This is a genomic window from Sinisalibacter aestuarii (assembly GCF_027923545.1).
Taxonomy (GTDB): Bacteria; Pseudomonadota; Alphaproteobacteria; order Rhodobacterales; family Rhodobacteraceae; genus Sinisalibacter; species Sinisalibacter aestuarii.
Genome location: NZ_BROH01000002.1, coordinates 300292 through 313587, shown reverse-complemented (window position 1 = coordinate 313587; position 13296 = coordinate 300292). Strand labels below are relative to the sequence as shown.

Below are 13296 nucleotides of genomic sequence, written 5' to 3'. Positions count from 1 at the left end.
GGATTGGGAACATGTCTCGGCGTTTCCCTCAGCTACTGGATACGAACAACCATTGAGGTATTCGCGGCGATCAAATGTTCGGGCTATGCGTTCTCCACAGTTTCAGTCGTGATAGGGACATACTCCGTCCGCGCGCGCTCAAGCCGCGTGCCTGGCGCTCCGATCCGCCAACGGCGGTCGAAGTAGAATTCCATCGCCTTGCGTGTTTCTAAGAGCAGGAGCGGGCCGCCGAAGCCGAATTCACGTCGCACCGCTTCGGCCTGATCATTAGAGAGCTCGCTGTGCGGACGCAGCCAGATCCGTGCAAGCGTGAGCCAATCCTCGTCCCGTGGCAACGGCCCTTCGAGCGCTCGTCGTTGGAAGCTGCTGTCCACCTCAATGCGGATTGGCAGGTAGTCGCGGTACGCTTTATGGCGAAAGCTCCAGGCGCGTAGGTGGATGCTTTCACCATCGTTGGTGAACTGGGTCGGCGCTATCCACTGGTCATCAGTCGCGCCGGTAGACATCGACGTGTATCGGATGTTGAGCGCGGCTCTTTCCATCATGCCCTGATAGAGCAGAGAGATGATGCGTGGGTCTGTTTGTCGGTCTGGTTGGGGTAATAGGGCGGGGACCGCGTCGACGTGAGTGTCGATAATTTCGAACACCTCACTGAGCGCCGAAGTCGCGAGTGAAGCATGGCCTGGCGCGGAAACGTAACGTTTCTCTCGAGTGTCGTAGACTGGTGGGGTCGGACTACGGTCAAGATAAACCCGGAAGTCAATTGCCGCTTGCGCGTTCGAGATATTGAACCGGTCCATGAGGTCGCGCCGATTGGCGACCCCGCGCCAGGTCATGCAGCGATCCAGGAAAAGCAGTCGTTCGCGTTGCGCGTGTTTGAGGTCGTTCACGTTCATGGGTGCAAAATGATTGACTCGGCGAGGTTTGTCCATCTATTAATTATACATGTATTAAGTAGATGGATGGGCCATGAAGATACTGCACACTGCCGATCTCCACCTCGGGCGTCAATTCTTCGGCCTGAGCCTCGAGGCGGATCATGCCGAAATCCTCGATCAAATTGTGTCAGCAACTGCTGCAAATGACGTCGATCTCCTGGTGGTCGCGGGCGATGTATTCGACCGAGCCGCGCCACCCGAAAGCGCGGTGAAGCAGTTCAACGCGTTTCTGCGCCGAGTTGTGGCAGAGACCGACGCCGCGATTGTCATGATCGCGGGGAACCATGACTCGAGCGGGCGGATCGCCGCGATGTCGATCTTGTCCGACCCCGATCGGGCCCTCATCCGAGGTGGAGCAGAAGCGGTTGAGCGACCGCTTTTACTGAAGGATGCATTCGGCGAGGTTGCCATTTCGGCTCTGCCCTTTTCCTACGAGTATGCCGCGCGGGAAGCTTTTGAGGATGAGGGGATATCTTCGCCGGAAGACGTCCTTCGCGCCCAGGTCGCGGCCGCGCGCGCCGAGGTGCCTGAAGGAGCACGCTGGGTCGTCGTTGCGCATGCCTTCGTGGATGGTGGCGCCGGGAGTGAAGGGGAACGCCCGCTGACACGGGTGGGAGGGATTGAAACGGTCGCTGCCTCGGTGTTCGACGGTGTCGACTACGTGGCGCTTGGTCATTTGCATCGCCCGCAGCAGGTCGGAGCTGCGCATATCCGGTATTCCGGGTCGCCGTTGGCGTTTGGCTTCGACGAGGCGGGGGCGCAGAAGTCGATGCTCTTGCTCGAACTGAATGGGCAGGGAGTGGCCGCGATCGAGGCCATTCCCTTCACTGTCACGCGGGGCGTGCGTGAGCTTCGAGGCACGCTTGGCGAGCTCATCGCTGGTGAAGGTTCCAACGACTTCATCCGAGCGGTCCTAACGGACCAAACACCGTTGATCGAACCTATGAAGCGTTTGCGCGAGGTGTTCCCCAATGCTTGCCAAATTGTCTTAGCCCGCGAGGAACGTGCGTCGGAAGTGAAGGCTCTTGGCGGGCAAGTGTCCGCGATGAGCCCGATCGAGATGGTGGGGAGCTTTCTCGAAACTGTCCGGGGGAACGGCCTCGACGAGGGCGAAACGACGGTCATTGCCGCCGCCTTGCATGCGGTCAAGACGAAGGAGGGCGCGCAATGAGACCCGTTCGGCTCTCGATGCAGGCATTCGGCCCCTATGCCGGGCGGGAAATGGTAGACTTCCGGGAGGCGATTTCCACCGGGTTATTTGGGGTTTACGGTTCGACCGGTTCAGGCAAATCCACAATCTTTTCGGCGATGTCCTTCGCTCTGTTCGGTGAGCCCGCGCGCGCGGAACAGGATGCGAAGTCCCTTCGGTCGGACCATGCGGCGGCGGATCTGCCGACAGAGGTCGAGTTTGTGTTCGAACTCGGGGAGAAGACCTATCTGGTGCGCCGTCGCCCAGCCCAGTCGCGCCCGAAGCAGCGCGGTGAGGGTGAAACCTGGGACAACCCGGAAGCCTGGATCTTTGACGCCACCGGCGTTCCATTTGAGGAACTTAGTCCAGAGAACTCGGGCAAGGTGCTGGCAGAGAAGAAACTTGGAGAGGTCGGGCGCGTCATTGGTGATCTATTGGGCTACGGGTTGGAGCAATTCCGCCAGATCGTTCTCCTTCCACAGGGAAAGTTCGAGGCCTTCTTGGCTGCCAATACCGATTCCCGCCGGGCTATTTTGCGGGACCTGTTCGACGTTTCCCTGTATCGCGAGCTTGCCGCCCATCTGAAAGCCCAGGCGGACGCGGCAGAGAAAGAAGTCCGCCAGAAGCGCGAGCTTGCCGTGTTGCAGATAGCGGAGGAAGGTTTTGAAAGCTTGGATGCCTTGGAATATGGCCTCGTCGAGGCTGCAGGCACCTTGGCAGAGAAGGAAAACGCCCGAAAGGCGGCCATGGCCGCGCGCGAAGCCGCGCACGAAGCCCTTGTCGAGGCCCGGCGGATCGAGGGCCTATTCAAGGCTTGTTTGACGGCACGCACCTCATACGATGCTTTGGATAGGGAGACCCCTGAGATCGACGCGCTCGCGGCCTGGGTCCGCGAGGCAGAGAAAGCGCGTGGAGCGCAAGACTTGGAAGCGATCTGGCAAAACGAAAGCAACAAGCACGATGGCGCGGTGGCAATGGCCAAAGAGGCGAGTGAGACCGCAGAACGCGCCTCAGTAGATCATTTGGCGGCGAAGTCGGAACTCGAAAAGGCTGAGGGGAAAGAAGGGGAGAGGGAGGCCCTCCAAGTGCGTCTCGCCGATCTTGAACGGTTTGCAGGCAAGCTCGAAAGCGCCGCGGATCTGAAGCAAGCGTTCTCCGAGGCCGAGACTGCAGCCCGAAACGCGAGTGATGCTGTCGGTAATGCTGTCGGTGCCTTGAATAGCCTGTCCACAACTCGGACCCGCGTGGAAACTGATCTGAAGTCAGCACGCGCTGCGGATGCCGCCCGCCGAGGCGCGACTGAGGCGTGGCGAAAGGTACAAGACAAACTAAAGGTGGCGGAAGCTGCCGAGGCTGCGGCCAAGGCCGTTGAAGAGGCCCGGAGAATGAGCGCGTCCAAGAAAGAGGTGCTCGCAGGCTGCAAAGCGGAAGCCGAAGTGGCCCGGTCTACTCTGAACGAGGCGGAAGCGCGGCTCGCCCGGACGCAGGCGCTCATTCTCGCGGAGAAACTTGAAACAGGAGCGCCGTGCCCGGTTTGTGGATCGCTCGAGCACCCATCTCCGGCGCACGGGGAAATCGAACAATCGGGTCTTACCGAGGCGTTCCGTGCGGCCGAACGCGACCATGAGGCGGCGGAACAGTGTGTGTCGCATGCGGCCTCAGGATTGGCGAAGGTGGATGGGATATTGGCCGAGCGCATTGCAGCGGCCGAACGGCTCGAAATGCCGGATGCTGCGGTGCCGGAGCTGCTTCTGCAAGTAGATGAGGCCGTAAAGGCGCTGAAGGACCTTGGCGAGGAGGTCGATATCACGGCGCTCGAGGCAGAGCTCGAGAAGGTAGGGATCGCCGTGGAAAGCGCTGGATCAGACCGCGATCGCCTGCAGCGGGAGGACGCAAGCGCCAAGGCGGCGCTCGCCGAGGCCCGTGCAAATCACGATGCGGCAGTGGCTGACATTACTCCAGAGCTCCGGGACAGGAACGTCCTAAATTGCGAAATCAATGAGGTTCGGGCGGCGGGTGAGGCATTGCGCGCCGCCCTGCAGGCCGCCCGCGACAAGGAGAAGTGTACTCGCGAGGCCGCTCTTTCTGCCACAAAGGATTTGGAGGCGGCCGCGGGGCGGGTAAAGGAACAAGCAGAGCGCAAGACAAATGCTGAGGATGCTTTCCTCGCTCGCCTGAAGGCGAACGGAATCGACCGGGCGCAGTATGACCAGCTCAAGCCCGAGATCGACCGCGTTGAAACCGATCGGGAGCGGGTAGAGGGCCATCGGGCGAAGCTCCTGGAGGCCGCCACGCGGCGAAAGGATGCAACTGAAGCCATCCGGGGACTCGAGAAGCCCGATCTGCCGCCTCTCGAGGAGACCCTCGAAAACGCCAAGGCATTTCTGGATCAAGCCGTTCAAGCGGCTGCCGCCGCGCAAGTTCACGGTGAACAGCTCGCCCAGCTCAAGACTACGATCGAGCAAACATACAGGCAGTTGGACGAACTGGAAACTGAAACCGGGCCTCTGCGCGAACTCGCGCAACGTGTCGACGGGAAGAACGATTTGAAGCTCGACCTCGAAACATTCGCGATCGGCGCTATGTTCGACCGAGTCCTTGAAGCCGCAAACCTTCGACTGAAACCGATGACTCAGGGGCGTTATCGCCTGGAACGCGCGCTCGAGGCTGGAGGACGTGGTCGGCGTGGGCTCGAAATCCAGGCCTTTGACATCAATACCGGCAAGGCTCGGCCAACCAGCACTCTATCCGGTGGCGAGACGTTCATCGCAGCTTTGGCACTGGCGTTGGGCCTCGCCGATGTCGTCGAAAGTCTGAATGGAAAGGTGCGAATGGACACGATTTTCATCGACGAAGGGTTTGGAAGCCTCGACACCGAGAACGGAGCGGGGACCTTGGATCAGGTGCTGCAGGTCCTGAGCAATCTGGTTCGGGACAACCGTGCGGTGGGCCTGATATCACATGTCGCGTTGGTGAAGGAGGCAATCCCCAACGGCTTCTATGTTCAACACACTCCGGCGGGAAGCCACGTGGAACAACGGGGAGCATCGTGAATGAAAGGTAGTTGGACAAAACGAAGAGCCCACCTGAGAAGGACTCGACGCGGGGTGCAAGTGCATGTTCGAGAGACGTGGGTGTTTCTCCAAACACCAGGGCATAGTAAGGACGCCTATCGGCGTCGGTGCCCGGTCTGTGGCGCGCCGGTGATCAATGTTAGGATGCCCAACGGTGGGTGGGCGCATTTCGAGGGTGCGAAAGGCCTGTCACGTATCAAGCACCCGTGCCTGCACATCGGCGAGGGTCTGAGCCGTCGGCGAGATGACAATACGCCGGACCTATTTGAACAAGAGGGAGATTAGCGAATGCCGAAATACAAAGACCTCGATGGAGACTCCAATGTTGTAGCCTACGAATATGGGGGTGATTGGATCGAAGTCGAATTTGCGAGCGGTACTGCCAGATTCTACCTCTATACGTACAATAGCGCAGGCGCTTTGCACGTTGAAGCAATGAAGCGGTTGGCAGACCTAGGCGACGGTTTGAACGCCTATATCAACGTGAATGTCAGAAAAGACTACGCCTCGAAGCGCTAGTGCGCACGACGTGTGTATTCAGACGGCGTCCTAAGTAGGCCGCGGGGATGATTGACATCGCGATCGAGATCGAGAGGTTAAACCGATGAGCGCGCCCGCGCTAGGCTCAGAACCAATTGATTTCCGGTTTGACGCATGATTCACGGCTCTGAAAACGGAGCGGTGATATATCTGATCTTTTCTGGCTGACGGACGCGCAGATGGAGCGGCTTGAGCCCTACTTCCCAAAGTCCCATGGGAAGCCACGCGTCGATGGCCGACGTGTGTTGAGTGGCATTATCATTATCAATCGCAATGGGTTGCGCTGGCGGGATGCGCCGAAGGAGTATGGGCCCCATGCAAACCGAAGGGACACCTCCGAACGGCGATCGGGCACTCCAGCCTATGGGCCATCGCAGCAAGGAGGGAGATCCATTTACGTATGTACGACGTAAATGGTCGATTGAGGTACCTGCGCCCCGGATGGATTGAAAATCCTCGTGTCGGTGGTTCGATTCCGCCCCCGGGCACCACTCACTCAGAACATGGTTGAACATATCGGCTCGTAAAGGGCTAATAAATAACGGCAAAATATCGCCTTTGCGTCAGCTCTGAACATCATGGGACATAGTTTCACACGTATCAGGGTGGGCCAAAAGGTTGGCTGAATTGACGGTTTCCAACGCGCTAACGCAGATGAAGGCAAAGAACCTCGACAAGGGCAAGTACGCCGACGGTCGAGGCTTGTGGCTCGTGAAGTCGCGCAAAGATGCCGGCAAGTGGATCCTTCGAATCGTGGTCGACGGCAAGCGCCGGGAAATGGGGCTAGGTCCGTGGCCGGATGTGTCGATCGCGGAAGCCCGCGAAAGCGCTAGTGAGGCCCGCAAGAAGCTCCGGCAGGGCATCGATCCCATCCAGGACCGCCGTACTCAAAGATCGCGGTTAAATCGTTTGACGGTAGGCCGTATTTACGGGTCTCCGACATCATCTTGGCCAGCGCTGACGTGGTGAAGGAATGGAACTCGTCGACATAGAGCATAAAGGGTCGGCGTTGGGGCTCGGGCAGGTCGTGCCGGGTGAAGGCCGCGTTCATGATGCTGGAGACGATGAGACCGCCAAGGACGTTCGATGTATCGGCCCCCAGGTGGCCCTTGGCGAGGTTCACGATCAGAATGCCGCCTTCGTCCATGATCCGACGGAACCGCAGCGGCTCTACGAATTGACCCGTGACACTCAGCCCGCTGGCCTGGTTGTGCGACGAACTTGACGCGCGTGACCGGACTTGGGCCCCAGGGGCCCTCGACGTGATGCTGCTCGGAACGATCCAGCACCGAGTGCTCGAACTCGTCTTTCCGGCCGAAACCCCGATCCCGGCGGATGACGCCTGCAGAGCGGCGGCGCCCAACGCGCTTTCGATGGCGATCAGCGAAGAGGCGCCATGGCTCGACGATCCTGCCTGGGCGGCAGAACGGGCCAGCCTCGCGCATGAGGCTGTGGACGTGGCGGTTGCTTGGGGGCGGTTTCTTCGCAATGCGGGTGCGGAAAACCGTGGCAGCAAAGTCCCTCGGTTCGTCCGGGCCGCCTTTGTGGATGACACCCATCACTGCGTGATCTTGTGTCATCAATGGCCCGCCAGACATACCTTGGCTAAGCTTCCGGGTCACTTCAATGAGGTTAACCGCGTGTTTGACGGTCAAGCTGCTGATCGTTCCGGGCCGCATATTCAGCCGGTCGCTCGGTCCGGAAGACGGGAACCCAGCCGCGATAGTATTGGCTTCCATGGCGGCTAACCTCAACGCGACGACTTTTCAGGCGAGCAGGTCAACCCACTGAGGTGGGAGCTTGCCTCATCCGGGTTCTTCGCGCGCATGCGATCTAAACTTAGCAACGAAGAAATTCGTTATAGACGAATCGGCAAGTGTGTGCCTCTATTGTCTTGGAACATAAGGAGGAGAAATATGGACATCGCGACAATATTTACCAAGCAATCAGTTCGGCCAGAAACGAAGGCCGGTGTGGTTGTGCATGCTCTCGCCTGCGCCGCCGCACTGACTGCTTTTACTGCCTCTGTGGCGAGTGCTCAGGACGGCACGGACAGGATCCACTCGATTGTGGAAATTCAAAATCTTTTTGGCCACTACGCCAATGCTCTGGATTCAGGGCGAATTTCCGAAGCTGCCAGTTTGTGGACCGAAGATGGTGGCGCTGCTGTGTACTACCGCACCGAGGACGGCACAGGCTTGGTTTTGACGGATCAGCCGCACCCGCAGGGAAAGGCTGATGGATGTGTATTCATGGGGCGAGAAAATCTAGTAAGCTATTGGGGGGCCTTTGGTCTTGGCGGTGATCTGCCGAGGGCAAAGGGCTTGGAGTATGACGGAAATAACTTCCGGCATCAAATTTCATCAATTTGGGTGAAGGAAGTCGTTGGGGATACCGCCAAGGCGTCAGCTTTTTGGGGGGGGCAGGAACGGCGTGGCATCTACGAGTGGTTCCTGAAGCGTGTCGAAGGTGAATGGAAGATCCATTGGTCAACCTATGTGCTTGACGGACCCCGTGACTATCCTTGCACGCTCGTGAACCCAGACTTTCCGCTACCGGAAGATGGATCGTTCGGCGTTACTCCCTCGCTGGCCAACCCGTCTTTTTGAGTGAGGTCTAGAGATCGCGGCCGCACCGTCGAGCGCTGTTCGGCGGTGCAGGACCCAAGTTGGACTTGGCTAAGGCAATGTCAGGGTCATTTTTTCGGGCTGAGAATGGGCGATGAGCGTGCGTGCAGGATTCCGGGTCACGCCCGAACTGCCGCGATCTGAGGGAAAGAGCGCCAATGAAGGTCGGCATTGAGTAAGGCATTGCCGACAGCCCGCGCTGCTGACCGTGGTGGGGGGCTTGATGCTCAAGTTTTATAATAATGAATGAATATTTTATTGGTTAAGAGCTTTTTGACATCATTCTAGCAAAGAATCAGTGCCGATGCGGAGATGCAAGGTCGCTTCTTTGCCTGGATGGCATGGGCGAAGCGTTGCGGGTACGGCGCTTGGCCGAGGTGGCTCGAGTGCCCCGCATCGATGGTAGGCAAGATGGCAATGCCGTCTTGAAACTGGGAGTGGCGCCCTGCGGAGGGGGCAATGCCTCCTAGTCGTGGTTGACACGTCAAATGTGCAGGAAAATCCAATGAGCTTTGGAGGAGGATCAAATGAGTTCAAACAAGGAAAACGGAATGCCTAAGGGAAGTGACATCGCTGAAATAATGAATGTCTTTTTTCATTATTCACATGCGATCGATTCAGCGCGCCTGGACGAGATGGCCGCGTTGTGGACTGAAGATGGTGGCGGCGCCATCTACTATCGGCATCCCAACGGCAAAGACCTGATCATGACCGATCAGCAGCGCGCAGACGGTAAGGCAAGCGGTTGTGCCTTTACCGGTCGTGCCAATATTGCAAGCTACATGGCCGGTTTGGGAGTCAAGGAGCCGAAGAAGCGGTCGCCCGGGCCGAACTTCGATGGCGGCCCCACCATTCGCCACTTCATCAGCAATATCTGGGTGAAAGAGGTCGTGGGAGACACCGCTAAAGCCACTGCCTACTGGTGGGGTGACGATGCACCTGGTGGCCCCGGGGATGAAAAGCGCGGGACGTATGAGTGGTTCCTAAAGCGCGTGGATGGCGAATGGAAGATTCACTGGTCAACTTGGATCGTCGACGGACCGAGAGATTTCCCTTGCACATTGGCGGACGACAGCATTCCGCTACCAGAAGATGGAACGTTTGGCGTGACGCCAAACAAAGAAAACCCGGATTTCTGAGAACCTCACGGCATCCTTGCCCGTCGAAGTCATGGCCGTGGCGTCAGGTATTTCTTGGCGTCACCACCGCGACGACGGGTGGACAGAGATCTATTACCTACTGAGGAGGGTAGAATGTTGACATTCGCAAAGGGCTTGGGCCGAACGATTGGAACGGGAGCTTTCATTGCCGCGACGTTGCTCACCGGTGCTGCATCGGCGGAGGATGAGATTGTCAGCTTGGCAGACCAAGGTGATATTGCGCCGTTTTGCGGCAATGAGCCGCTTCGTGTCGCGGCCATTGACGGTTACGGCGGCAATTCGTGGCGCAAGACGGTTATTGCTGAACTCAGAGACGAGGCCGCCAAATGCCCGAACATTACCAGGGTCGAGTACGCTGACGTGGCTGGTGATATCCAGGCATACAATGCGGCGATCAACGGATTTTCGTCCCAGGGTTTTGAGGTAATTCTTGCTTTCCCGGATTTCGGGGACGCCACGATTCCCGCGTTTCGGGCGGCCTATCAGGCAGGCGCGACTGTCGTGCCATGGTGGCAAGGACTCTCGGGCGAAATAGGTGTTGACTACGCGGCCAACCCGACCGGAGCTTCGTATGAGGCAGGCGTCGCCATGGGTGAATTCGTGGTTGAAGCTCTGGATGGCGAAGGGACGACAGTGTTCCTCGGTGGCTTGGCCGGATCGGCGTCTACGATGACGTGGTTTAACGGTTACAAGGACGTTCTGAGCAAACATCCGGGCATCAAGCTTCTTGACGAAAACTTCATTGTCACCAATTGGAATCCGGCTGATGCGCAAAAGGCCGTTGCTGGTTTGATTGCCAAGTACGGTGAAATCGGGGCCATCGCCTCTGATTACGGTGTGACGAGCCTGGCCGCCGTCAAGGCTTACGAGGCGGCCCGTCTGCCGGTGCCTGCTCAGGCTTACCCGGGCGTCAGCAACGAGTATATCTGTAAGTACATGGATGCCAAAGCAGCCGGCGAGGATTGGCCTATGCTGGCTCTTGGAATTTCTCCTGGCGCCATCCGTTTCGCTCTGCGTGCGGCATTGGCCGCTCGTATGGGTGTTGAAAACCCGGAGGCTCGTAAGCTTGCTCTTATCGAGTTTGGGAATAGTTTGAAGAACAAGGATCCGCTGTGTGATCCTTCTATGCCGCCCGATGCCGATCTGACCTCGACGTTGTCGGCAGACGAACTGAAAGTGGTGTTCGAAAACTGAATAGTGCTTGGGTCGCCGGACAGGAAAGCATGAACAACGCCGCGCCAGAAATGGCGCGGCGGTCAGGTTCGGGTTCCTGGTCGTCCAGGCGCCTTTCGATTTTCCTGTAGTGTACTGTCAGAAGAACCGTGCTTGAGACAGGCAGGGGTGCCTCGTAGCCTTCGGATCGAGCCGCGCAGGCGTTTGAAGCGGGAGAAGCCGGACGAACTGGCGGTTCCAGAGGTGCCAAACGAGGTCTGGTCGATGGATTTCATGGCCGATCGGCTGGGTAACGGCCGTCAGTTTCGGCTGCTGAACGTGCTAAATGATTTCAACCGAGAAGGCTTGGGCATCGAGGTTGATTTCTCGCTGCCCGCCGAGCGGGTCGTCGGGGCATTGAACCAGATCATTGAATGGCGGGGCACGCCTCGAAACATTCGTGTCGACAACGGCCCGGAATACGTCAGTGGCACGCTTATGGAGTGGGCTGAGAAAAGGGGGAATCACCCTGACCTATATCCAACCCGGAAAGCCACAGCAGAACGCCTATGCCGAGCGCAACAACCGCACGGTCTGGCACGAATGGGTGGACCTCTATATCTTCGACAGCATCGAGGAGGTGCAGCAGATTGCCACCGCGTGGCTCTGGTCCTACGACAACGAACGCCCCAACATGGGAAACGGCGGCATGACGCCCGCACAGAAACTGAGAATGGCCGCGTAAATTCTACGACCAAGCCCCCGCGAAAAATCGGGGGATTACCGAGCGCCGCGCCATGTTGCGGCTGGACCTCGAATTCTGAACAGCTACACTCCGATGTTCTCGGCGTGATGCCGGGCTGGGGTTGCGGCTGGACCTCGAATTCTGAACAGCTACACTACCGAGCCGCAGACCGTCGAGGCGGTGACGGTTGCGGCTGGACCTCGAATTCTGAACAGCTACACTCGCCCGGTTCGTCGTTCCACATCTCAATGCGTTGCGGCTGGACCTCGAATTCTGAACAGCTACACTACGCGGGCCGCGCGTGTGGTGAGCGTGGCGGTTGCGGCTGGACCTCGAATTCTGAACAGCTACACTAATGCCGGTCACGGAGCCGGTGTCGCCGCGTTGCGGCTGGACCTCGAATTCTGAACAGCTACACTCAAGCGCTTCCCGCAGCGCTGCCGCGCGGAGTTGCGGCTGGACCTCGAATTCTGAACAGCTACACTCGCAGGCGCGGCCAACCCGCAGATCATAACGTTGCGGCTGGACCTCGAATTCTGAACAGCTACACTACAAGCCGGACCTGATCGCGATCGAGAACAGTTGCGGCTGGACCTCGAATTCTGAACAGCTACACTCACGGCCCGCTCGACTCGATCAACGTGATAGTTGCGGCTGGACCTCGAATTCTGAACAGCTACACTAGGCGAACTTGACGCCAAGCTCTTCGGCGCGTTGCGGCTGGACCTCGAATTCTGAACAGCTACACTCGTTGCCCTTCATTTTGAGTGCCGTCGCCGGTTGCGGCTGGACCTCGAATTCTGAACAGCTACACTCCGTTGTTGCAGTCCACCCACAATTCGCGTGTTGCGGCTGGACCTCGAATTCTGAACAGCTACACTGCGGCTACGTGGCGTTCCCGCGCGGGCTGGGTTGCGGCTGGACCTCGAATTCTGAACAGCTACACTGCGTCCAGTTTCTGGGGGTCGCTACACATGTTGCGGCTGGACCTCGAATTCTGAACAGCTACACTCGGCACGATGAACATCGGCATGTCCTGACTGTTGCGGCTGGACCTCGAATTCTGAACAGCTACACTTGGATTGGACGGGCTCCGGTGCGTTTAGCAGTTGCGGCTGGACCTCGAATTCTGAACAGCTACACTATTGGCGGGCAGCCGGCAGAGCCGTTCGCGGTTGCGGCTGGACCTCGAATTCTGAACAGCTACACTCTCGCGGCGCGCGGCGATGACCGTGGGGTCGTTGCGGCTGGACCTCGAATTCTGAACAGCTACACTTTTCATGGCTTCGGATTGGTGCACCGCCGCGTTGCGGCTGGACCTCGAATTCTGAACAGCTACACTAATAACAAAACCCGGCTCGTCAAACCGCTTGTTGCGGCTGGACCTCGAATTCTGAACAGCTACACTTGGACGTGCCAGATTTTGCCGCGCCGGTAGGTTGCGGCTGGACCTCGAATTCTGAACAGCTACACTATTCTACGACAGCGAGCCGACAAACTCGCAGTTGCGGCTGGACCTCGAATTCTGAACAGCTACACTACGCTGCGCGTCGTCCGCGCGCTCGCGCCGTTGCGGCTGGACCTCGAATTCTGAACAGCTACACTACCGTGGACGAGCTGCGGGTGCGGTCCGGTGTTGCGGCTGGACCTCGAATTCTGAACAGCTACACTCATAGCCCGCGCCGATGTTGGCCGAAACGTGTTGCGGCTGGACCTCGAATTCTGAACAGCTACACTTGGGTCAATCACCTTTGCGTCGTAGTGCATGTTGCGGCTGGACCTCGAATTCTGAACAGCTACACTCTTGACATTGATCTTCTCGTTTCGCTCGTCGTTGCGGCTGGACCTCGAATTCTGAACAGCTACACTAT

The 13296-nt window shown here is 58.4% G+C and carries 10 protein-coding genes, 2 pseudogenes and 1 CRISPR repeat array (1 of these 13 only partly in view); of the genes and pseudogenes, 11 read left to right on the top strand and 1 reads right to left on the bottom strand.

All coding sequences use genetic code 11. From position 1 onward, the window contains the following. Positions 1-83: 83 nt before the first annotated feature. A complete protein-coding gene (locus QMG28_RS06390) occupies positions 84-896 on the bottom strand; it encodes a BrxR family transcriptional regulator (protein WP_281841381.1) in 813 nt (270 codons plus the stop codon). Between the two features lie 73 nt (positions 897-969). Between QMG28_RS06390 and QMG28_RS06385 the strand changes: the two genes are divergently transcribed. The 11 genes and pseudogenes from QMG28_RS06385 to QMG28_RS06335 all read left to right on the top strand — a co-directional run. Beyond that, entirely contained in the window at positions 970-2109 is a 1140-nt protein-coding gene (locus QMG28_RS06385) for an exonuclease SbcCD subunit D (RefSeq protein WP_281841380.1), read from the top strand. After that, complete coding sequence (locus QMG28_RS06380) at positions 2106-5180, top strand: AAA family ATPase (protein ID WP_281841379.1); 3075 nt, start codon at positions 2106-2108, stop codon at positions 5178-5180. Before QMG28_RS06385 ends, QMG28_RS06380 begins: the two co-directional genes overlap by 4 nt. Before the next feature lie 309 nt (positions 5181-5489). Beyond that, entirely contained in the window at positions 5490-5720 is a 231-nt protein-coding gene (locus QMG28_RS06375) for a hypothetical protein (protein WP_281841378.1), read from the top strand. Between the two features lie 167 nt (positions 5721-5887). Next, positions 5888-6055: pseudogene (locus tag QMG28_RS06370) on the top strand (transposase); the annotation flags it as partial. A gap of 304 nt (positions 6056-6359) precedes the next feature. Then, positions 6360-6710, top strand: a complete 351-nt coding sequence (locus QMG28_RS06365; RefSeq protein WP_281841377.1) for an Arm DNA-binding domain-containing protein — start codon at positions 6360-6362, stop codon at positions 6708-6710. Between the two features lie 4 nt (positions 6711-6714). Then, on the top strand, positions 6715-6966 hold the full coding sequence (locus QMG28_RS06360) for a hypothetical protein (RefSeq protein WP_281841376.1): 252 nt from the start codon (positions 6715-6717) through the stop codon (positions 6964-6966). Positions 6967-7006: 40 nt separating this feature from the next. Then, entirely contained in the window at positions 7007-7489 is a 483-nt protein-coding gene (locus QMG28_RS06355; protein WP_281841375.1) for a hypothetical protein, read from the top strand. A 168-nt stretch (positions 7490-7657) separates the two neighbouring features. Continuing rightward, positions 7658-8350, top strand: a complete 693-nt coding sequence (locus QMG28_RS06350; RefSeq protein ID WP_281841374.1) for a nuclear transport factor 2 family protein — start codon at positions 7658-7660, stop codon at positions 8348-8350. A 545-nt stretch (positions 8351-8895) separates the two neighbouring features. Next, positions 8896-9507, top strand: coding sequence for a nuclear transport factor 2 family protein (locus QMG28_RS06345; RefSeq protein ID WP_281841373.1), 612 nt, complete (start codon positions 8896-8898; stop codon positions 9505-9507). 114 nt (positions 9508-9621) lie between these two features. Continuing rightward, positions 9622-10722, top strand: coding sequence for a substrate-binding domain-containing protein (locus tag QMG28_RS06340; RefSeq protein WP_281841372.1), 1101 nt, complete (start codon positions 9622-9624; stop codon positions 10720-10722). Between the two features lie 156 nt (positions 10723-10878). Continuing rightward, positions 10879-11425 (top strand): annotated as a pseudogene (locus QMG28_RS06335) (DDE-type integrase/transposase/recombinase); the annotation flags it as partial. 54 nt (positions 11426-11479) lie between these two features. Further along, a CRISPR array of direct repeats spans positions 11480-13296; the repeat unit is 36 nt; unit sequence GTTGCGGCTGGACCTCGAATTCTGAACAGCTACACT (it continues 920 nt past the right edge of the window).

Excerpts from the sequence above, each read along its gene's own strand:
- QMG28_RS06385 (WP_281841380.1), top strand. The coding sequence starts at position 970 with ATGAAGATACTGCACACTGCCGATCTCCACCTCGGGCGTCAATTCTTC.
- QMG28_RS06345 (WP_281841373.1), top strand. The coding sequence starts at position 8,896 with ATGAGTTCAAACAAGGAAAACGGAATGCCTAAGGGAAGTGACATCGCT.
- QMG28_RS06350 (WP_281841374.1), top strand. The coding sequence starts at position 7,658 with ATGGACATCGCGACAATATTTACCAAGCAATCAGTTCGGCCAGAAACG.
- QMG28_RS06360 (WP_281841376.1), top strand. The coding sequence starts at position 6,715 with ATGGAACTCGTCGACATAGAGCATAAAGGGTCGGCGTTGGGGCTCGGG.
- QMG28_RS06390 (WP_281841381.1), bottom strand. The coding sequence starts at position 896 with ATGAACGTGAACGACCTCAAACACGCGCAACGCGAACGACTGCTTTTC.
- QMG28_RS06340 (WP_281841372.1), top strand. The coding sequence starts at position 9,622 with ATGTTGACATTCGCAAAGGGCTTGGGCCGAACGATTGGAACGGGAGCT.
- QMG28_RS06375 (WP_281841378.1), top strand. The coding sequence starts at position 5,490 with ATGCCGAAATACAAAGACCTCGATGGAGACTCCAATGTTGTAGCCTAC.
- QMG28_RS06355 (WP_281841375.1), top strand. The coding sequence starts at position 7,007 with ATGCTGCTCGGAACGATCCAGCACCGAGTGCTCGAACTCGTCTTTCCG.
- QMG28_RS06380 (WP_281841379.1), top strand. The coding sequence starts at position 2,106 with ATGAGACCCGTTCGGCTCTCGATGCAGGCATTCGGCCCCTATGCCGGG.